This is a genomic window from Clostridium sp. OM05-9, from assembly GCF_003481465.1.
Lineage (GTDB): Bacteria > Bacillota > Clostridia > Lachnospirales > Lachnospiraceae > Coprococcus > Coprococcus ammoniilyticus.
In genome coordinates, this window is sequence record NZ_QULF01000002.1 from 162,701 (window position 1) to 184,420 (window position 21,720).

A 21,720-nucleotide genomic window follows, 5' to 3' on the forward strand; every position below is an offset into this window, starting at 1 on the left:
AGTATGGTTTGATGGGTACTGGAATAAGTATGTCAAGTGTGAATAAAATTAAAGAACTGGCTGAAAGCAGAGACTATAGTCTTGCTTTGGATATACTTGAACATCAGGATTTGACCAAGTCCCTTTCGCCACAGTTTATTAAGATCTGTGGTGAAGTTTATTATGAAAACGGGCGGTATCAGGAAGCCCGTGCTGCTCTTGTAAAAGCACATTCCATGGCACCTGTAGGGAATAAGATCATATATTCTCTGATCCGGGTATATTTATCCATGGGCTTTTATTCACTGGCAAATACCTATTATGAAATATATAAATTTAATCAGAATGAAAAAGATGCGGGTACATACAGGATCGAATATATGCTTGCGAAAGCAGAAAGAAAACCATACAAGGAATTGTATGGTATTCTGATATCGGCAAATGAAAAAGAAACAAGTGATATCTGGGATTTTGAGATGCTTTTATTGTATAAAGCAATGGGAAATGAAGAAAAATTCCAGTCGGAAGCCGAGATGTTCTGTGCAACTTATAAAGGTTCATCTTATATTGACAAGGTGAATCAGTTAAGAGAGAAATTATATGATGTTGATAAAGCCATCTATTGTTATCCTGAAACGGAAGCAATGGATGACGATATCGCGCAGCAGGATGTCCGTCTGATGGAAGAGAAAGTATTAGAAGCAGATGATTTGAGAATCCATCCGAAAGATCCAAAGATCACATTGATGGTTGAGGATCGGGAACCAGTTACGAATTCTATGAAGTTTAAACAGATGCTTCTGAAGTCGAAAGAAAAGAAAGAATCCAAGAAGTTACAGAAACAGGGAAAAAAAGCAGAACAGCAGAAAGAACAGACAGATCAGGAAGTATTGGATACTCCGGAGAATTCTGATCAGGAAGAGAATACCGGAAAGAAAAAGTGGTTCCTTAAGAACCGGATGTCAAAGAAAGAAGAAGAGGCAATTGAGGAAGCATTTGCGGAGCAGGAGAACTCAGAAGTAGACCGTGATCAGCTTCTTGGCGAGATTGTAAATCCGGAATCTGATGAAACTGTCGCTGAGAATGGCATGGAAGCTGAAGCAGAACCGGTTGCTGATCCTACAGGGGATGAGAAGAAGCCGAGAAGTCTGGATGAATTATCAGAGGATTCATTTGAAGATGGCGTTGACGATTTTGATTTTGATAACGAAGAATATGATTCTGTATTGATGGTAGATGTGGATGATGCAATCATGCCGGAACCATCGAATGAACATACAGAAGAGATTCTCGAAGAAGCTCCGGAAGAGATTATATCTGAAGATATAACTGACGCTTCAGATGTTGAGAAACCTGAGAATGTTGAATCGGAAGAACCTGAAAAATCTGAAACCGATGAGCAACAGATTGAGAAGAAATCAGAATATACGGAATCTGTTGAAGATCATGAGATTACTGAGGCGGAGACAAAAGATGCTAAAGAACCTGAGACATCAGAATCGAATGAAGAAGATGCCGATAGTGCTGAGACGCCAGGGCCGGCCGGGGAAGATGATGATTCTGTTGTTATAGAGGAAGTAGAAGAAACTGAGAAATCTGAGCTTGAAGAAACAGCAGAAACCGCTGAGCCTGCAGAAGATGCTGAAAAGGCAGAGATGCTGGAGGAAAATCAGGAACTGGAGTTAGAATCAACGGATACAATGGAGAAAACAACTTCTGATGATCCGTTTGATATAGATATAGCGATTCAGTCGCTTGATGAATATACATTTGACGCAGATACCTGGAAAGATGATTCATTTGAACAGGCATATGAGGATGATGATATTGTGGAGATCGAAGCAGCAACTGGATCTGACACAAAAGTGGAAGCCGAAACAGAGAATGAAGCTGAAGAGGAAGTAGAAATCGAGCCGGAAGTGGAGGTTAGGGCTGATTCCGATCCTGGATCAGAATTAGAAGTCGAAGCTGAGGCTGATTCTGAGAAAGAATCTGAGAGTAAGACGGAAGCTGAGAAGGATGTTGAAATAGATTCTGAAGCTGTGGTTGAAATGAATTTAGAGGCCGAGGTCAATCCGGAATCTGAAACGGAACAAGAACCAGAATACGAGATTGAATCGGAGAAAACGGCACATAGACGGGACTTCCCGATATTTCGTTCAAGTCTGTTTCCGGATTATAACAGCGACAAACCTCCAGTTGTAGAGTTGATGAAAGAAACGGTTGATATGAAGGCTGAATATGACAGAAAAATGTCAGATAATCTGGAAAAAGAAGAACAGCTTATTAATCAGGCAGATGAATTACTGGCAAGACTTGGTATAGAGCTTGGAACCAAATATGCATCAAATACAGACTACTTCAATATGCATAGTGATAGTTTTGTTAACCTGATTGAAGATGAAACAGACGTCGAAAAAGCGGATCTGTCATCTGATGAGAAGGGGATATCGGAACAAGAAGATAACAGAAAAGAACAGCTTGAGCACCTAGATAAAAAACAGGAGAAGAAATACAAGCTTAAGAGAAATGACAAATAATTAGATTAATATATAAATATTATTTTTTATTTGATAATGTGGAAGGAGGCGTACAAATTGGCTGTAGATCAAACAGAAGCTATGATTGCTGCGATAAAGGCACAGCTTGAAAAAGAAAGAGCCGCTGAAGCTGCAAAGCAGAAGAGACTGGAAGAAGAGCAGGCACTGAAAAATCTGAGCAGTAATAAAAAGAAGTCTTCAGATAGTGGAAGCAAGAGCCAATATAAGACTTTGTCTGCTGAAGAACTTGCGCGTATTGAGGAGAAGAAACGACGTAAGAGAGAAGAAGCATTGGGTATTGTTCATGAGGATAAGCCTGAAGAGACAGAGAACAACGAAGCAGAAACTAATAAGCCAGATACAAATAAAGAGGCAGAGGGTGAAGCAAAAGAAGCAAAGACAGAGGATAAGAATGACAAGCAGAAAATGCCGAAAATCAGTCTTAACCTTGGTGGTATTGCCGATGAAGGCCTTGGCGGCCTTGGCGGCGGTTTAGGAAGCGGACTGGGAGAAGGTCTCGGTGGCGGACTTGGCAGCGGTTTAGGAAGCGGACTTGGTGGCGGACTTGGCAGTGCACCTTCAGAAGGCGGATTGTCCGGAAAAACAGAGGACGCAGGCAGTGGCCTTGGTGCTTCATTAAATATTAAAGGTAAGGTGGATGATTCCCTTTCACCTAGTAAAGTTGGTGAAACAGAGAAACAGACACTTACAGATGATTCTGTACGTTTTGATGAGGATGATATGTCTTCTGTTGCTGCAGATGATGCAGAATGGACACCAGGAAAGAATGTTGAGGTAAAAGAAGTAAAGACACCAAAGGGTAATGATAAAAATGGCGACTTGTTCAGTATTTTACCTGACAGAAACAAAAACGCATCTGATGTTTCGTCCATGTATGATATAGATGATGATGACGATGATGATGATTTCCTTGGTGCCGGCATTAAGAATCTGTCAAATATAGATGAGACAAGTGAAGAAGAAGCAGCACGGATCAAGGCAGAAGAGGAAGCTAGGAAGAAAGCAGAAGAGGAAGCTAAGAAGAAGGCAGAAGAGGAAGCTAAGAAGAAAGCAGAGGAAGAAGCCAAGCGTAAAGCTGCAGAAGAAGAAAACCGTAAGAAAGTAGAGGAAGCCCGCAAGAAAGCTGCTGTAGAAAAAGCAAAGATCGAGGCTGAAACAAAGAAGAAGCAGGCAATCGAACTGGCTGAACGGAAAGCACAGGACGCAAAGAATGTTGTTGAGACCGCTCAGAAGACCATTGCAGATTCAGAGAAAGAAGAAAAAGAATTAAAACTTCAACTGGAAGAATGTGCAAAGAAGAAGGCTGCTTATGATGACAAGGTAAAGGCTGAATTTGATGCAAAGAAGAAGGCAGATGAAGAACTCCTTGCAAAAGAAGATGCAGAGCTGGATTCAAAGGTAACTTCGATCAAGAAAGAGATTGAGGATACAAACAAAAAGGCACAGAATGAGTCTGATAAGGTATTAAAGGAATGCGATCCTGAAACCATTAAGACAAAGATCATCAATGATGCGCAGGCTGTTGCAGATGCAGCGATCAAGAAGCTGGCAGATGCAAAGAAGGCAAATATCGAGAAGCATGAAGCTGAATATGCGAAAGCATGTAAAGATGCTGAAACATCATCAACCAAGCTTGAGGAAGATAAGAAGAAAGCAATTGAAGCTGCTAAGAAGAAGAAAGAAAAGCAGAATGACAAAGCTAAGAAGCTGATGGATGATGCAGAACAGAACAAGCAGCGCGCTGGCGTTATCTTTACAGATTCAAAGAAAGCAGAAGAAGAGGCAACATCAAATCTTAAGAATACAACTGAGATGGAATCTGAGTCATTGAAGGCGCTTGCAGGACTTGAAAATAAACTTGCTGAAAGTGAGACCAAGTTAAAGACTGCAATGAACAATAATGATTCCGCAGCAAAAGCAATAGATACAGCAAAGAAAGCTTTAAAGGATGCAGAAGCAAAAGAAGCAGAAGCATTAAAGAAACTGGAGGAGGCAAGATCTGCAAAGGCAGCGGCTGAAACCAGAATTTCCAAGGGCGAGGCTGATAAGAAGAAGCATCAGTCTGAAATTGATACGCTTAATGAAGAGAAGAAGACTACAAATGCAGATATTGCAGAAACAAAGAAGAATGTAGAATCCTTCAAGGCTGCAAAGGCAGAGGCACAGCAGGCTTTGGATGCTGCAAAGAAGTCGGTAGTTGAAGCGGAAGATCTGCTTTCAAAGGCTGAAAATGCAGAGGAAGAAGCTGAACAGATTCTGGAAAAGGCTAAGATCGAAGAAGAAGTTGAGATCCAGAATGCCGAAAAGACTGCAGCAGATGGTAAAGATAATCTGGAAAAAGAAAAGAAAGCCAGAGATGATGCGCATGAGAAATTCCTTGCAGATGAGGAAGAAAAATATGCAACAGGAGAGGCTGCAGAACTTGAAAAGGTTCAGTCTGCTGCAATGACGGCAGAAAAAGAAGCTGCTGATTCCCGAAAGAAGGCAGAAGAAGCTGCAAAGAAGTTGCTGGATGCTGCAAAGAAGAAAGAAGAAGAATTAAAGAAGAAGATTGCGGATCTTAAGACGGAACAGGCAGAACGTATTGTAGCTAGAAAAGCTGCAGATGAAGAAGCAGTTAAGAAAGCAGAAGAAAAGAAGAAACATGATCTTGATTCTCTGTTAAAAGAAGAGATCAGTACAAAGAAGCAGTTAGAAGAAGTTACAAGCAGAGCTGCAGCGGCAGCAAAAGTGCTTGAAAAAGCAGTTAAGAAGGAAGAGGAAGCAAGAAAACAGGCGGAACTCTTGAAAGCCGGAAAACTGGATGAAGCTGCAAAGATTGATGTTTCATTAGAAGCAACAGATGAAGCTGCTGTAGAAGCAGAACAGAGTGAGATCAATCAGGAAATGAAGAAAGCATTACCTGCAGAAGCAAAATATCTGTATAAATATCTGTGTGTAAATCCTGCGGGAGCACAGATTGTAAATGTTCTTCAGGCTATGAAGGTTGATCCAAAGAGGTCAAAGAACCTGGTAATCCTTGGATTACATGGATTTGGTTCTGCCAAAATCGGAGAAGATTTTGCAGAGTGCTATTATGACCTTGGCTTCTGTACATCTCCTGCAAAGGCAAAAGTAAAGGCAAAAGTAATCAACAGTGGTAAACTTGCAGGTGCAGTTACAAAACTGAAGGGTGGCTGCCTGATCGTTGAGAGTGCCGGATTGATCACACCGGAGCGTTTCAAAGAAATGGTTGATCTTTGTTCCACAGAAAAGAATGATGTAAAAGTTATTCTTACCGGTGAAAAAGTTGCACTCAGCAAGATGCTTGCAGATAATATGACACAGGCGAGAAGTTTCAATAACAGAGTATATTTCGATCAGATCAAGGAAGAAGATTTGATCGTCATTGCCAAAGAATATATCATTGAAAAAGGTTATAAGTATGAAGATGGTATTGATGGCAATATTAAAAATGTACTTATGGCAATGGAATCTGGTAATATTGACAGATTATTGACAGCTATCGATGAAGCAATCGAACGTGCAGATGCAAGAAATGCAGAAGCAAAGAAAGTTATGAAGACGGATATAAAATAAGAAAGAAAAATAGCAGTCGTATGATTGTATTTTCCAGCTTATATTTTGGTTGAAAAAAATGGTGCCAATGTTTATAATATTTATTATTGTAAACTTGGCACTTTTTTGTGCGGTGATGAGGCAAGATTTGTATTTAAAGTAGATTTTGACAACTGCCGCGATAACTTTAGAAACAAACAAAAATTTGTTTCTTATAGTTGTTAACTTTAAGGAGATATAAGATAGTATGGATATTGGAGTAGATTTGGGAACCTCAAATGTGCTGGTATATGTTAAAGGTCGTGGAGTAGTCATCAACCAGCCATCTGTTGTAGCATATGAAAAAAACTCAAAGCGCATTATTGCGATTGGAAATAAAGCGAAGAAGATGATCGGGAAGACACCGGAGTCAATCGAGGTCGTAAGACCGCTTGTAAAGGGAGTTGTTTCAGATTATACCGTTACAGAGCGAATGTTAAAAGTATTTATCCGTAGCGCGATGGAGAAACGGACCGGAGTTGGCAGACCGAAAATCTGTGTCTGCGTTCCGAGTGGGGTAACGGAGGTTGAACGAAGAGCGGTCGAGGATGCGGTCTACAGGACGGGTGCAAAAAGTGTCTATGTTATGGAAGAACCGCTTGCGGCAGCAATCGGTGCTGCTGTTGATATTGAAGAAGCGAAAGGAAATATGGTCGTAGATATCGGAGGAGGTACAACGGATATTGCGGTTATATCACTTGGTGGAGCAGTTGAAAGTCAGTCGATCAAAGCAGCGGGTGATGATTACAATGCATCGATGATCCGTTATATCAGAAGAAAGTATAATCTTCTGATCGGAGAACAGACTGCGGAGAAAGCAAAGATAGCGGTAGGATCGGTCTATGAGAGGCCGGAGGACATCACCTATGTTGTAAAGGGAAGAGATCTGATCAAGGGACTTCCAAAGGCGATCACGATCACCGCAAATGAGACAATAGAAGCATTTGCAGATACAACTTCTCATATTTTGACGGCAATTCATGGGGTACTTGAGACGGCTCCGCCGGAGCTGGTCGCGGATATATCGGTAAATGGAATTGTTCTGACCGGTGGTGGCAGCCTGATGTATGGAATGGATAAGCTGATCAAGGAAAAAACGGGAATTGATACGTATGTTTCGGATAAAGCGTTAGAAGCAGTTGCACTTGGTGCCGGTATGTCGGTTGATATTGCAGCAAGAAAAGAAGAAGCATAGAAAGCAGAGAAAAGAAAATGACAAATACACATAATTTTCTGCCGGTGAATAAAAAAGATATGATAGAAAGAGGATGGGAACAGCCGGACTTTGTGTTTATTACCGGAGACGCTTATGTGGACCATCCTTCTTTTGGACCGGCAATTATCAGCAGAGTTTTGGAAGCACATGGATATAAGATCTGTATGATTCCACAGCCGGATTGGAAAGATGATAAGAGTATAGATGTATTCGGCAGACCAAGACTTGGTTTTCTGGTTTCCGGTGGCAATATGGATTCTATGGTCAATCATTATACTGTTTCAAAAAAACACAGAAGTATGGATTCCTATTCTCCCGGTGGAAAGATGGGGCTGAGACCGGATTATGCAACAGTGGTATATTGCAATCTGATCCGTAGAACGTATAAGGATGTTCCGATCATTATTGGTGGGATTGAAGCAAGTCTCAGAAGACTTGCACACTATGATTACTGGTCGAACAAATTAAAGCATTCAATTCTGATCGATTCACAGGCAGATCTGATTTCCTATGGCATGGGCGAACACAGCATGGTTGAGATTGCAGATGCGTTAGACAGCGGAATAGATGTCAGGGATATCACATTTATCAGAGGCACAGTCTACAAGACAAAAGATCTGTCCGGTGTAGAAGCTCCGGTGATCCTGCCTGATTATGCAGCACTTCAGGAAGATCGTTTAAAATATGCAGAAAGCTTTTATACACAGTATATCAATACAGATCCATATTCCGGAAAAGTGCTGGTGGAAGGATATGGCAACCGGGGATATGTTGTTCAGAATCCTGCGGCATATCCACTCACGCAGATGGAGATGGATGACGTATATGGGTATGATTACATGAACACCTATCATCCAATGTATGAAAAGGATGGGGGAATCCCGGCTATAGCAGAGGTGAAGTTCAGTCTGGCAAGCAACCGTGGATGCTTTGGCGGATGCAGCTTCTGTGCACTAACTTTTCATCAGGGCAGGATTGTTCAGACCAGAAGCCATGAATCAATCATTGAAGAAGCAAAGCACATGACGAAAGATCCGGAGTTTAAAGGATATATTCATGATGTTGGAGGACCTACAGCGAATTTCAGACATCCGTCTTGTGAAAAACAGATGAAATATGGTGTGTGTCAGAATAAACAATGTCTGTTTCCAAAACCATGTCAGAACCTGAATGCCAGTCATAAAGATTATGTTGAACTGCTCCGTAAATTAAGACAGATACCCGGTGTGAAGAAGGTATTTGTAAGATCCGGTATACGATTTGATTATCTGCTTGCAGATCATGATGATACCTTTTTACGGGAGCTTTGCCAGTATCATGTCAGTGGACAGTTAAGAGTTGCACCGGAGCATATCTCAGATAATGTTCTGAGGTACATGGGAAAACCATCCAATCAAGTATATGAGACATTTATAAAAAAATATGAGAAAATCAATGAACAGTATGGGTTGAAACAATATGCAGTACCGTATCTGATGTCATCACATCCGGGTTCTACTTTAAAAGATGCAGTCGCGCTGGCAGAATACATCCGTGATATCGGATATATGCCGGAGCAGGTACAGGACTTTTATCCAACACCATCGACAATCTCGACCTGTATGTATTACACAGGGGTAGACCCGCGAACGATGGAACCGGTATATGTGGCGAGAGATCCACATGAAAAGGCAATGCAGCGTGCACTGATCCAGTACAGAAGACCGGAGAATTATGATCTGGTAAAAGAAGCTCTGATAAAGGCGGGGCGGACAGATCTGATCGGATTCGAAAAGCATTGTTTGATAACTCCAAGAAAGATGGATAGGAATACTTCGGGACATAAAGATGTCCATAAAAAGAATCCGTCAGGACAGGCAACACGGAATCAGAATAACAAGAACAGTAATCATAGAAAACAGGATAAATCCGGTAAAAATTCAGGAAGTTATAAATTCGGGCAGGATAACAGAAACAGCAGAACCGGAAAACCTGCAGGACAAAATGATAAAAAATATCAAAAACAGAAAACAGGAAAGAAAAAACACTGATATTTTATATAAAATTAAGAAAATAACCAGAAATGAAAAAATAATGATTTCTAATGCGTGCATTTCATTTTTGGTTGCGTGGTACTTTCTTTTGTGCTAGAATGTAGCCAGAAAGTGTGCTGTTATGTCAATAATGGTCATTATTGTGCCATTTACAGCATGAATGTACCATGATATAACACTTACATTATAAAAAAATACGGAGGATTTCATTATTATGGCAAAGAAAATTGTATTAGCAGGCGCATGCCGTACAGCTATCGGTACTATGGGCGGATCATTAAGTACAACACCAGCTCCAGTACTTGGTTCAATCGTTATCAAGGAAGCTTTAAACAGAGCAGGAGTTCCTGCAGATCAGGTAGATCATGTATATATGGGTTGTGTAATCCAGGCAGGTCTTGGACAGAATGTTGCACGTCAGGCATCAATCAAAGCTGGTCTTCCAATTGAGACAACTGCTGTTACAGTTAACGTTGTTTGTGGTTCAGGTCTGAACTGTGTAAATATGGCTGCTCAGATGATCGAAGCAGGAGATGCTGATATCGTTGTAGCAGGTGGTATGGAAAACATGTCAATGGCTCCATATGCTGTAATGCAGGGACGTTTCGGATACAGAATGAATGATGGTAAACTTGTAGATACAATGGTACATGATGCTCTTTGGGATGCATTCAATGATTACCATATGATCAAGACTGCTGATAACATCTGTGAGCAGTGGGGACTTACTCGTGAAGAACTTGATGAGTTTGCAGCAAAGAGCCAGCAGAAGGCTGTAGCAGCTCAGGAGTCAGGTGCATTTGACGCAGAGATCGTTCCAGTTATGGTTAAGAAGAAAAAAGAGATGGTTGAGTTCAAGAAGGATGAGGGACCAAGACCTGGTACAACAGTTGAGACACTTTCAAGACTCAGAACTATCAATCCAAATGGTTTCGTAACAGCAGGTAATGCTTCAGGTATCAATGATGGTGCAGCAGCTATCGTTGTTATGAGCGAAGAAAAGGCTAAAGAACTTGGTGTTAAGCCAATGGCTACATGGGTAGCAGGTGCTCTTGGTGGTGTTGATCCATCTATCATGGGTATCGGACCAGTTGCTTCAACAAAGAAGGTAATGGCTAAGACAGGTCTTAAGATCGAAGATTTCGATATCATCGAAGCAAACGAAGCATTTGCAGCTCAGTCAGTTGCAGTAGCTAAGGATCTTGGATTTGATGTTGACAAGCAGGTTAACCCAAATGGTGGTGCAATCGCACTTGGACATCCAGTAGGAGCTTCAGGATGCCGTATCCTTGTTACACTTCTTCATGAGATGCAGGCAAAGGGTGCTAAGACAGGTCTTGCTACACTTTGTATCGGCGGTGGTATGGGCTGCTCAACAGTTGTTAAGATCGAAGACTAATCCGGTCGGCTGAAAAACCATATTACATTTCTATATAAGGAGATAAACGATGGAATTTGTAACATATGAACAGGACGGATTTGTTGGTGTTATCACTATTAATCGTCCAAAGGCATTAAACGCATTAAACAGCACAGTTCTTGAAGAACTGGATGCAACATTCAAAGCTGTTGACCTGAATACAACAAGATGTCTTGTACTTACCGGTGCAGGAGAGAAATCATTTGTAGCAGGTGCAGATATCGGAGAGATGTCAACACTTACAAAGGCTGAAGGCGAAGCTTTCGGTAAAAAGGGTAATGACGTATTCCGCATGATCGAGACATTCCCAATCCCTGTAATCGCAGCCGTAAATGGATTTGCACTTGGTGGTGGATGTGAGATCTCCATGAGCTGTGATATCAGAATCTGTTCTGAGAACGCAGTATTTGGTCAGCCTGAAGTTGGCCTTGGAATCACACCTGGATTTGGTGGAACCCAGAGACTTGCCCGTCTTGTAGGTGCAGGAATGGCAAAGCAGCTGATCTACACAGCAAGAAATATCAAAGCTGATGAAGCATACAGAATCGGTCTTGTAAATGCTGTATATCCATTAGAGGAGTTATTACCGGCAGCTAAGAAGATGGCTTCTATCATCGCAGCAAATGCTCCGATTGCAGTTCGTAACTGTAAGAAAGCAATCAATGATGGATTACAGGTTGATATGGATCAGGCAATCGTTGTAGAAGAGAAATTATTCGGCGATTGCTTCGAGACAGAGGATCAGAAGGCAGGAATGGGCAACTTCCTTGAGAAAGATAAGGAAAAGAAATTAAAGGTTGTTCCTTTCCAGAATAAATAAATCAACAATCTTGATATTGACGTTTAGGGTGGTTATTTTGAAATCGAAATCAACCATCCTAAATGTTTGATATACCAAAGTGAGCATGTCAAACGAAACGTATATGAATTTCTCATGTTTGCTTAAAAATAATTTTTAGGAGGATATTAAAATGAAAGTTGGCGTTATTGGTGCAGGAACCATGGGTCAGGGAATTGCTAAGGCATTCGCTCAGGTTGATGGATATGAAGTAGCACTTTGCGACATTAAGCAGGAATGGGCTGAAGGCGGTAAGGACAAGATCGCTAAAGGTTATGCCAGACTTGTTGAAAAAGGAAAGATGACACAGGAGAAGGTTGATGGTATTCTTGCCAGCATCACTCCAGGTCTTAAGGAAGACTTATGCGCAGATTGCGACCTTATCGTAGAGGCTGCTTTCGAGAATATGGAAGTTAAGAAGACAACATTTTCTGAGCTTGACAAGATCTGCAAGCCAGAGTGTGTATTTGCATCAAATACATCTTCACTTTCCATCACTGAGATTGGAAATGGTCTTACCCGTCCTATGATCGGTATGCACTTCTTCAATCCAGCTGACAGAATGAAGCTTATCGAAGTTATCGCAGGTGTTAACACACCGGCAGAGACTGTTGATAAGATCGTTAAGATCTCAGAAGAGATCGGTAAGACACCTGTACAGGTAAATGAAGCTGCCGGATTTGTTGTAAACAGAATCCTGATCCCAATGATCAATGAAGCTGCATTTATCAAGATGGAAGGTGTGTCAGATATCGCTGGTATCGATTCAGCTATGAAACTTGGTGCAAATCATCCAATGGGACCTCTTGAATTAGGTGATTTCGTTGGCCTTGATATCTGTCTTGCTATTATGGATGTACTCTATAACGAGACAGGCGACAGCAAGTATCGTGCATGTCCATTACTTCGTAAGATGGTACGTGGCGGCAACCTTGGTGTTAAGAGTGGTAAGGGATTCTATGTATACAATGCTGACCGCACAAAGACACCAGTTGATGCTCAGTAATTGACTGATAAATATATTTATGGAGGAAGAAATAGAATGGATTTCGCTTTAGACAAGAAGTATGAAATGGCGCAGAACTTATTCAGAGAATTTGCGCAGAATGAAGTAAAGCCTCTTGCTCAGGAAATTGATGAAAATCACAGATTCCCTAGAGAGACAGTAGAGAAGATGGCAAAGTATGGTTTCTTAGGAATACCTGTTTCTAAGGAAGATGGTGGACAGGGTTGTGATCCTTTAACATATGTTATGTGTGTTGAGGAACTTTCAAAGGTTTGTGGTACTACTGGTGTTATTGTTTCCGCACATACATCTCTGTGTGTAGATCCAATCCAGACATACGGTACACCAGATCAGAAAGCTAAGTACCTCCCAGATCTTGCTTCCGGTAGAAAGCTTGGCGCATTTGGTCTTACAGAGCCGGGTGCTGGTACAGATGCACAGGGTCAGCAGACAAAGGCTGTTCTTGATGGTGATGAGTGGGTTCTTAACGGATCTAAGTGTTTCATTACAAATGGTAAAGAAGCAGATGTATATATTATCATTGCAGTTACAGGTACAATTGAAAAACGTGGTAGAAAGCAGAAAGAGATTTCAGCATTTATCGTAGAAAAAGGCACTCCGGGATTTACATTCGGAACAAAAGAAAACAAGATGGGTATCTGTGGTTCATCCACATATGAACTTATCTTCACAGATTGTCGTATTCCTAAGGATGCACTTCTCGGACAGAAGGGCAAGGGATTTGGTATTGCAATGCATACACTTGATGGTGGTCGTATTGGTATCGCAGCTCAGGCTCTTGGTATTGCTGAGGGTGCTCTTGATATCACAATCGACTATGTTAAGGAAAGAAAGCAGTTTGGTCGTTCAATCGCTCAGTTCCAGAATACTCAGTTTGTACTTGCTGATCTTGCAACAAAGGTTGAAGCAGCTAAGTTACTGGTATACAAGGCAGCTAAGAAGAAAGAGCAGTACCAGGCTGATCACAAGACTTCATACTCTGTAGAAGCTGCTATGGCTAAGCTGTATGCTGCAGAAGTAGCTATGGAAGTAACAACAAAGTGCGTACAGTTACACGGTGGTTATGGTTATATCAAAGAGTATGATGTAGAACGTATGATGCGTGATGCTAAGATTACAGAAATCTACGAAGGAACTTCAGAAGTTCAGCGTATGGTTATTTCTGCAAACTTATTAAAATAATTAGGAGGTACTTAACGTGAAGGTTATAGTTTGTATAAAGCAGGTACCTGATACAAAGGGTGGCGTTCAGTTTAACCCAGATGGTACATTAAACAGAGGAGCAATGCTTACAATCATGAACCCTGATGATAAGGCAGGTCTTGAAGCTGCACTTAGATTAAAGGATCAGTATGGAGCAGAAGTTACAGTTCTTACAATGGGTCTTCCAAAGGCTGCAGATGTTCTTCAGGAAGCAATCGCTATGGGCGCTGACAAGGGCGTTCTTGTAACAGATCGTGTTCTTGGTGGAGCTGATACATGGGCTACATCAACAACAATCGCAGGAGCACTCAGAAAGCTTGATTATGATCTTATTATTACAGGTCGTCAGGCTATCGATGGAGATACAGCTCAGGTTGGACCACAGATCGCTGAGCATCTTGGAATTCCAGTTATTTCATATGCACAGGAAATCAAGGTTGACGGAGATTCCGTAATCGTTAAGCGTCAGTATGATGATGGATATCATATGTTAAAGGCTAAGATGCCTTGCCTTGTAACAGCACTTTCAGAGTTAAATGAGCCTAGATACATGACTCCAGGTGGAATCTTCGATGCAGTTAATGCAGAGATCACAACACTTGGCAGAGCAGACCTTGTAGATGTTGATGATTCAAACCTTGGTCTGAAAGGTTCACCAACAAAGATTGCAAAGGCTTCTGATAAGGTAAGAAAGGGTGCAGGCGAGAAGGTTGTACCTGATTCTCCAGATGAAGCAGTTAGCTATATTGTTGGCAAGTTAAAAGATAAGCATGTAATCTAATATAGTAAAGGAAAAGTGGTGAATAAAATGGGCGCAATGAACGCAGAAGATATGAAGAACTACAAAGGCGTATTTGTCTTTGCACAGCAGGTAGATAATAAGTTAAGTGGTATTTCATTTGAATTAATCGGTGAAGGAAAGAGACTTGCAGATAAGCTTAATGAAAAGGTTACAGCAGTCCTGATCGGTTCCGACGTAAAGGATCTTGTAGACGAACTTGCAGAGTACGGTGCAGACAGAGTTATCGTTGTTGATGATCCAGAATTAAAAGAATACAGAACTGAGCCATATGCACATGCACTTGCTTCAGTTATCAATGAGTATAAGCCAGAGATCGTTTTGGTTGGTGCTACGGCTATTGGTCGTGATCTTGGTCCTACAGTATCAGCAAGAGTAGCTACAGGTCTTACAGCAGACTGTACATTACTTGAAATCGGTGATTTCCCTCTTGTTGCACTTCCAAATCAGGAGCAGAAGCACAATCAGCTTCTTATGACACGTCCTGCATTCGGTGGTAACACAATCGCTACAATCGCATGTCCTGATAATCGTCCTCAGATGGCAACAGTACGTCCGGGCGTTATGCAGAAGCTTGACAGAGTAGCTGGCAAGAAGGCAGAAGTGATTGAGTACAATCCTGGATTTACTCCAAACAACAAGTATGTTGAGATCCTTGAAATCTCAAAGGCTGTTTCAGATATCAAAGATATCATGGACGCTAAGATCCTTGTTTCAGGTGGTCGTGGTGTTGGTTCAGCAGAGAACTTCAAGCTTCTTGATGATCTTGCAGAAGTACTTGGCGGACAGGTATCATGCTCACGTGCAGTTGTAGATTCAGGCTGGAAGCCAAAGGAGCTTCAGGTTGGTCAGACTGGTAAGACAGTTCGTCCACAGGTATACTTCGCAATTGGTATTTCAGGTGCGATCCAGCATGTAGCCGGTATGGAAGAGTCAGATATCATCATCGCTATCAACAAGGATGAGGATGCTCCTATCTTTGATGTAGCTGATTATGGTGTTGTTGGAGATCTGAACAAGATCGTTCCTGCTCTTACAGAAGCAATCAAGGCTGAGCTTGCTAACAAGTAATTCAGTTTATAATTGAAAATGAACATTTCGAACTGCCGGGTTTTATACCCGGCAGTTTGTGTGTAAATGGGCCGACAGGCGAGATGGGGCATGAAAGAACATGAGAATGTTCTTTCACGCACAAAAGGGTGTGTCCTATTACATATTTTTCTGTTGAAACAATAAAAACAATGCTGTATGATAAATACTGTTGTGAAAAAGACAAATGACAGTTAGATAAAAGAAGAATAAGGTTGAAGAGACAAATGAGTAAGTATGAAAAACATGAAGAATTGAAACGAGAAGAATTAAGCCAGGAAGAGCAGCTGTTAAAAACAGAAGCTAACAACACAAAATTGACAGACGACAGTAAGAATGTAAAAATGACAGATGCGTGTGAAGAAAGCAGAACAGAAAATACTGCAAGAGAAAATAAGATGGGAACCATGCCGATGGGGAAGTTGTTGATTTCAGTATCACTTCCAATGGTAATTTCAATGTTGGTACAGGCACTTTATAATGTAGTCGACAGTGTATTTGTATCGCATTTTGATCAGGATGCACTGACGGCAGTATCGACGATATTTCCGTTACAGAATCTTATGATCGGAGTGACCTCCGGTCTCGGTGTCGGTTTTAATGCATTGATCTCCAAATCCCTTGGTGAAAAAAATCAGAAAAAAGCAAATGATGCAGCCGGGCAGGGGATCTTTCTGGAACTTATTGGATTTGCAATTTTCTTATTGATCGGTTTATTTGGTATCGAAGCATTTATGAAGAGTCAGACGGATGTTGCAAAGATCATTGATTATGGAGTAGATTATGGACGTATCTGCTGTATCTGTTCCTTTGGTATCTTTGCACAGATGACATTTGAACGTATGTTACAGTCGACAGGTCGGACGCTTTACACAATGAAGACACAGGCACTTGGAGCTATTATCAATATTATACTTGATCCGATTATGATCTTTGGATATTTTGGACTTCCGGCAATGGGTGCTGCAGGTGCGGCAATAGCAACGGTTATCGGACAGTGTATTGCGGCATTACTTGCAATCTATTATAATCTGAAAAAGAATCCGGATATCCAGTTATCATTGAAAGGCTTCCGTCCGGAAGGTGATGTGATCGGAAGGATTCTTTCCATTGCAGTTCCTTCTATTGCGATGGTTGCGGTAGGCTCGGTAATGACATATGGATTTAACCGTATTCTATTTACATTTACGCCGATCGCAGTTTCAGTGTTTGGTATTTTCTATAAAGTACAGAGCATGGCATTTATGCCGGTTTTTGGTCTAAATAATGGTATGATCCCGATAGTATCATATAATTACGGAGCAAAACAGCCGGATCGAATGCTCAAAGCTGTTAAATATACAATGATGGCTGCAATCTGTTTCATGCTGCTATGTCTGACTGCGATGCAGGTGATTCCGGACCTAATTCTTAAGGTATTTGATGCACAGGAGGATATGATGGCGATTGGTATTCCGGCACTTCGTACGATGAGTATTTCATTCCTGTTTGCAGGAATCTGTATTGTATGCTCCGGTATGTTCCAGGCACTTGGTAAAGGTGTGTACAGTCTGATCGTATCCCTTGCCAGACAGTTGATCGTTCTGCTTCCGGTTGCCTATGCATTTGCAAAATTTACGCGTAATCTGGAACTGGTATGGTTGTCCTTCCCGATTGCGGAGGTTGTCAGTGTTATTCTTTCGATCGCCATGGCGTTACAGACAAAAAAGAAGATTATCGATCCTTTAAAGAATTCTGTGAAAACAGTATAGGTATAAGCAGAACATTTGTCATAAAATGGCATATTCTATAAAATAGCAGAATGTTTCATAAAGGATCAATAGAAAACGACGGTTCGGGATATAGATATGGTACATAAAGAATCAGAAAGAAGGAAATGAAATGAGTGATTTGATCTATCTCGATCATGCAGCAACGACGGCAGTTCATCCGGACGTTTTAAAAGAAATGCTGCCATATTTTACCGATAAATTCGGAAATCCATCCAGTGTTTATGGATTTGCGGCAAATAATAAAAATAAACTGACAGAGGCAAGAGAGATGATAGCCGGAGCACTTGGTGCAAAGCCGGAAGAGATTTATTTTACAGCCGGTGGTTCTGAGTCTGATAACTGGGCATTAAAATGTACGGCAGAAGCCTATGGAGTACATGGGGGACATATCATTACAACAAAAATCGAGCATCATGCTATCCTGCATACCTGCAAGTATCTGCAGAATAGAGGGTATGATGTAACTTATCTGGATGTAGATGAAAATGGATTGGTTGATCTGAATACACTTGAGGCGGCCATCCGGCCGGATACTTTTTTGATCTCGATCATGTTTGCAAATAATGAGATTGGAACGATTGAACCAATAAAAGAGATTGGAGAGATCGCACACAGACACGGTATTTTGTTTCATACGGATGCAGTTCAGGCATTTGGACAGATCCCGATTCACGTAGATAAAATGAACATTGATATGTTAAGTGCGAGCGGACATAAGTTTAACGGGCCAAAGGGAATTGGTTTTTTATATATCAAAAAAGGTTTAAAGTTAAAGAGCTTTATTCATGGTGGCCAGCAGGAGCGGGGACGCAGAGCCGGTACAGAAAATGTACCGGGAATCGTAGGTATTGCAAAAGCGTGTGAGATTGCAATGGCAGAAATGGAAGAACGGATGAAAAAGGAGACGGAGCTCAGAGATTATCTGATCGAACGGATATTGAAGGAGATCCCGTATACCAGACTGAATGGACATTCAAAGAAACGACTGCCAAATAATGTCAATATCAGCTTTCAGTTCGTGGAGGGAGAATCCATTCTGATCATGCTTGATATGGCGGGTATCTGTGCATCCAGCGGCTCTGCCTGCACATCGGGTTCTGTTGATCCTTCTCATGTGCTGCTTGCGATCGGACTTCCGCATGAGATCGCACATGGTTCTCTGAGATTAACCCTTGGATATGAGAATACGAAAGAAGAAATGGATACGGTTGTCGATAATCTGAAACGGATCATTACAAATCTACGGAATATGTCACCGTTATATGAGGATTATGTCAAGAAAAATCATATACAGTAAGATTGTTAAAAATGAAAGATCAGATTCGGTCGGAGTGAATATAACAGTGCAGTTGTGAAATGCATGAGATAAAACGCCTCAAATGTGAAGGAGAATGATATGTACAGTGATAAAGTGATCGATCATTTCCAGAATCCAAGAAATGTCGGTGAGATCGAGGATGCCTCCGGTGTCGGTACGGTCGGAAATGCTAAATGCGGGGATATGATGCGGTTGTATCTGAAAATTAATGAGGAGCAGGTGATCATAGACTGTAAATTTAAGACCTATGGATGTGGAGCTGCAGTAGCATCCAGCTCCATGGCAACGGAGATGATTAAAGGAAAAACAGTTACCGAGGCAATGAAGCTTACAAATAAAGCGGTTATGGAAGCATTGGATGGACTTCCTCCGGAAAAAGAACATTGTTCTTTGCTTGCAGAAGAAACACTGCATGCAGCTTTGTGGGACTATGCAGAAAAACATGGGATCGAGATTCCGGGACTTATAAGGCCGGTACAGGATATTGAAGACCGGATGGTGAGAGAATTGGATGATTAAACAGTATTTGTATACTTGACAGCCGGAGAAATCCGGTTCTATACTGCAAACAGGAATTGCAGGAAGGAAGATAAGATGGATAAAAAGACAGTATGTGTCGGTATGTCAGGAGGCGTGGATTCTTCTGTAGCCGCATATCTTTTAAAAGAACAGGGATATAACGTGATTGGTGTGACCATGCAGATCTGGCAGGATGAGGATGCAGATCAGATTAGTGAGCATGGCGGTTGCTGTGGCTTGTCGGCGGTAGATGATGCGAGGCGAGTAGCTGCACAGCTTGAGATTCCTTATTATGTAATGAACTTTAAAGAAGATTTCCGAAAATACGTCATTGACTATTTTGTAGATGAATACCGGAATGGAAGAACTCCGAATCCCTGTATTGCATGTAATCGGTATGTAAAATGGGAGTCGCTGTTAAGGAGGTCGTTAAGTATCGGTGGAGACTACATTGCTACCGGACACTATGCAAGAGTGGAACAGCTTCCAAATGGCAGATATACCTTACACGTGGCAAAAGGAATCGAGAAGGATCAGACCTATGCACTTTATAATCTGACACAGGATCAGTTATCAAAGACGTTGATGCCGGTTGGAGAATATAATAAGACACAGATCCGGCAGATTGCCGCAGATATCGGTATCCAGGTAGCAAATAAACCGGACAGTCAGGATATCTGTTTTGTACTGGATGGTGATTATGCCGGATATCTGGAACGGGAAGAGGGCTTAAAGGCAGTACCGGGAAATTTTGTAGATATGAATGGAAAAGTCCTTGGTACACATAAAGGGATAATCCATTATACAATCGGACAACGGAAGGGACTTGGACTTGCAATGGGACACCCGGTATTTGTTGTGGATATTATCCCGGAGACAAATGAAGTGGTGATCGGAGAAAATGCAGATACATTTTCAAAAGAGCTGATTGCAGATAAGACCAATTTTATGTCTGTCGAGCATCCGGAAGATGGTATGCAGGTGATCGGAAAGATCCGGTATGCACATAAGGGTGTGCCATGCAGAATTTATATGTTGGATGATGCCAAGGTTCGTGTTGTATTTGACGAACCGGTCCGGGCAGCGACCAAAGGACAGGCGGTTGTTTTTTACGAAAATGACTATATCGTCGGAGGCGGTACAATAAAAGAGATTATACGATAGGGGTAAAAATGACGCTGGTGTGGATGCTATTATTTAAAAAAATATTATTGTTCTGCCACATACTCACCTATTATTACGCAAGACACTTCCGTTCTAGTCCTCTTATAATTTATGAAATACAGGCTTCATCTGTTCAAAGGTGCAGTAATAGTGGAAGCCTGTGGCGGTCAGGATGTCTCTGGCATAGGTTTCAAAATCATAGCCAATGTATTTTGGAACATGGGCATCACTTCCGATGGTGATGATCTCACCGCCAAGTTCTTTGTATAGCTTCAGGATTTCAGGATGCGGATGTGCATAGGTCATGTTCTTATACAGACTTCCGGTATTGATCTCGATGCCCTTCCCATGTTCGATGATTGTTTTCAGAATTGCTTCAAAGACATCTCCATAATCAGAAAAGCGGAAGGCTGCTTCGCCGGATGGGCAATAACGGACGGCATAGTCCAGATGACCGTATATGGAATAATTATCAAAGGTCTGTACATTTGCAAGAATGGATTCAAAATATTCCAGCAGTGCTTCTTTTTCCGAACGTCCTTCATAGTAAGCGGGATAGTAGGGATCCTTGCCATATACAAGATGAGAAGAACCTATAATAAAGTCAAAATCATGATATTTATCTGTGTAAGCAATGATCTTGTCTGCGATATGAGACATCAGACCGAGTTCGACACCGAGGCGGATTGTAAGTTTATCCTTGTACTGTTCCTGCAACTTTCTTACAGCAGAAATATACCGGCTTGTATCTAACAGAAAGGTATGACCTTCCTCGTCTTTTGGATAATCAATATCATGATGATCTGTAATACAGATCTCAGACATGCCGAGGTACAGTGCCTGTTCAGCAATATCTGTAAGTTTTGTTTCAGAATCATCGGAAAATTCAGAATGTAAATGATGATCGCAAAGCTTCATATGTAAAAACCTCCTGTTGGATGTTAACGTTGTGAAATTGATATTATTATAGCACGTCAGGAAACAAAACACACCTGCAGGAACTGAAAAATAGTGAATACGAACAGAAGATAAGAAAAAATCTTACAAAAGAAGTATATATCGGCAACACAAGAATCATGTGTGAAATATTTCGAAAAAAGGGTTAAATGGTTGAAATAAATATGAAAATATCATAAAAAGTTGATTCTTTGTACATTTTGCAATATAGTGTTTGTTTATTTTTGC

The 21,720-nt window shown here is 41.3% G+C and carries 15 protein-coding genes; 14 read left to right on the forward strand and 1 reads right to left on the reverse strand.

The annotated features are described in order from the left end of the window. The first annotated feature begins 11 nt into the window (after positions 1 to 11). From DXB77_RS03820 to mnmA, 14 genes are all read left to right on the forward strand, one after another. Entirely contained in the window at positions 12 to 2,519 is a 2,508-nt protein-coding gene (locus DXB77_RS03820; RefSeq protein WP_118662696.1) for a hypothetical protein, read from the forward strand. Between the two features lie 57 nt (positions 2,520 to 2,576). Beyond that, a complete protein-coding gene (locus tag DXB77_RS03825; protein ID WP_226801004.1) occupies positions 2,577 to 6,119 on the forward strand; it encodes a hypothetical protein in 3,543 nt (1,180 codons plus the stop codon). 226 nt (positions 6,120 to 6,345) lie between these two features. Beyond that, positions 6,346 to 7,332: a rod shape-determining protein gene (locus DXB77_RS03830; RefSeq protein WP_021943771.1), complete on the forward strand. Its 987-nt coding sequence runs from the start codon at positions 6,346 to 6,348 to the stop codon at positions 7,330 to 7,332. Between the two features lie 17 nt (positions 7,333 to 7,349). Beyond that, on the forward strand, positions 7,350 to 9,383 hold the full coding sequence (locus tag DXB77_RS03835) for a YgiQ family radical SAM protein (protein ID WP_118662697.1): 2,034 nt from the start codon (positions 7,350 to 7,352) through the stop codon (positions 9,381 to 9,383). A gap of 217 nt (positions 9,384 to 9,600) precedes the next feature. Continuing rightward, positions 9,601 to 10,785, forward strand: coding sequence for an acetyl-CoA C-acetyltransferase (locus tag DXB77_RS03840; RefSeq protein WP_008400709.1), 1,185 nt, complete (start codon positions 9,601 to 9,603; stop codon positions 10,783 to 10,785). A 49-nt stretch (positions 10,786 to 10,834) separates the two neighbouring features. Continuing rightward, positions 10,835 to 11,626: an enoyl-CoA hydratase-related protein gene (locus DXB77_RS03845; protein WP_008400710.1), complete on the forward strand. Its 792-nt coding sequence runs from the start codon at positions 10,835 to 10,837 to the stop codon at positions 11,624 to 11,626. A gap of 151 nt (positions 11,627 to 11,777) precedes the next feature. Beyond that, on the forward strand, positions 11,778 to 12,650 hold the full coding sequence (locus DXB77_RS03850; protein ID WP_117822690.1) for a 3-hydroxyacyl-CoA dehydrogenase NAD-binding domain-containing protein: 873 nt from the start codon (positions 11,778 to 11,780) through the stop codon (positions 12,648 to 12,650). A gap of 36 nt (positions 12,651 to 12,686) precedes the next feature. Further along, positions 12,687 to 13,853, forward strand: coding sequence for an acyl-CoA dehydrogenase (locus DXB77_RS03855; protein ID WP_008400712.1), 1,167 nt, complete (start codon positions 12,687 to 12,689; stop codon positions 13,851 to 13,853). A gap of 16 nt (positions 13,854 to 13,869) precedes the next feature. After that, on the forward strand, positions 13,870 to 14,655 hold the full coding sequence (locus DXB77_RS03860) for an electron transfer flavoprotein subunit beta/FixA family protein (RefSeq protein ID WP_008400713.1): 786 nt from the start codon (positions 13,870 to 13,872) through the stop codon (positions 14,653 to 14,655). A 27-nt stretch (positions 14,656 to 14,682) separates the two neighbouring features. After that, on the forward strand, positions 14,683 to 15,744 hold the full coding sequence (locus tag DXB77_RS03865) for an electron transfer flavoprotein subunit alpha/FixB family protein (RefSeq protein WP_118662698.1): 1,062 nt from the start codon (positions 14,683 to 14,685) through the stop codon (positions 15,742 to 15,744). 245 nt (positions 15,745 to 15,989) lie between these two features. Further along, complete coding sequence (locus DXB77_RS03870; protein WP_118662699.1) at positions 15,990 to 17,513, forward strand: MATE family efflux transporter; 1,524 nt, start codon at positions 15,990 to 15,992, stop codon at positions 17,511 to 17,513. A gap of 130 nt (positions 17,514 to 17,643) precedes the next feature. Beyond that, on the forward strand, positions 17,644 to 18,831 hold the full coding sequence (gene nifS, locus DXB77_RS03875; protein WP_118662700.1) for a cysteine desulfurase NifS: 1,188 nt from the start codon (positions 17,644 to 17,646) through the stop codon (positions 18,829 to 18,831). A 99-nt stretch (positions 18,832 to 18,930) separates the two neighbouring features. Continuing rightward, positions 18,931 to 19,371, forward strand: a complete 441-nt coding sequence (gene nifU, locus DXB77_RS03880) for a Fe-S cluster assembly scaffold protein NifU (protein WP_118662701.1) — start codon at positions 18,931 to 18,933, stop codon at positions 19,369 to 19,371. A gap of 75 nt (positions 19,372 to 19,446) precedes the next feature. Continuing rightward, entirely contained in the window at positions 19,447 to 20,535 is a 1,089-nt protein-coding gene (gene mnmA, locus DXB77_RS03885; protein WP_118662791.1) for a tRNA 2-thiouridine(34) synthase MnmA, read from the forward strand. Positions 20,536 to 20,637: 102 nt separating this feature from the next. Here mnmA and DXB77_RS03890 read toward each other — a convergent pair whose 3' ends face one another. After that, complete coding sequence (locus DXB77_RS03890; protein WP_118662702.1) at positions 20,638 to 21,453, reverse strand: histidinol-phosphatase HisJ family protein; 816 nt, start codon at positions 21,451 to 21,453, stop codon at positions 20,638 to 20,640. Positions 21,454 to 21,720 lie beyond the last annotated feature (267 nt).

Excerpts from the sequence above, each read along its gene's own strand:
- DXB77_RS03820 (WP_118662696.1), top strand. The coding sequence starts at position 12 with ATGGGTACTGGAATAAGTATGTCAAGTGTGAATAAAATTAAAGAACTG.
- DXB77_RS03830 (WP_021943771.1), top strand. The coding sequence starts at position 6,346 with ATGGATATTGGAGTAGATTTGGGAACCTCAAATGTGCTGGTATATGTT.
- DXB77_RS03835 (WP_118662697.1), top strand. The coding sequence starts at position 7,350 with ATGACAAATACACATAATTTTCTGCCGGTGAATAAAAAAGATATGATA.
- DXB77_RS03840 (WP_008400709.1), top strand. The coding sequence starts at position 9,601 with ATGGCAAAGAAAATTGTATTAGCAGGCGCATGCCGTACAGCTATCGGT.
- DXB77_RS03845 (WP_008400710.1), top strand. The coding sequence starts at position 10,835 with ATGGAATTTGTAACATATGAACAGGACGGATTTGTTGGTGTTATCACT.
- DXB77_RS03850 (WP_117822690.1), top strand. The coding sequence starts at position 11,778 with ATGAAAGTTGGCGTTATTGGTGCAGGAACCATGGGTCAGGGAATTGCT.
- DXB77_RS03855 (WP_008400712.1), top strand. The coding sequence starts at position 12,687 with ATGGATTTCGCTTTAGACAAGAAGTATGAAATGGCGCAGAACTTATTC.
- DXB77_RS03865 (WP_118662698.1), top strand. The coding sequence starts at position 14,683 with ATGGGCGCAATGAACGCAGAAGATATGAAGAACTACAAAGGCGTATTT.
- DXB77_RS03870 (WP_118662699.1), top strand. The coding sequence starts at position 15,990 with ATGAGTAAGTATGAAAAACATGAAGAATTGAAACGAGAAGAATTAAGC.
- nifS (WP_118662700.1), top strand. The coding sequence starts at position 17,644 with ATGAGTGATTTGATCTATCTCGATCATGCAGCAACGACGGCAGTTCAT.
- nifU (WP_118662701.1), top strand. The coding sequence starts at position 18,931 with ATGTACAGTGATAAAGTGATCGATCATTTCCAGAATCCAAGAAATGTC.
- mnmA (WP_118662791.1), top strand. The coding sequence starts at position 19,447 with ATGGATAAAAAGACAGTATGTGTCGGTATGTCAGGAGGCGTGGATTCT.
- DXB77_RS03890 (WP_118662702.1), bottom strand. The coding sequence starts at position 21,453 with ATGAAGCTTTGCGATCATCATTTACATTCTGAATTTTCCGATGATTCT.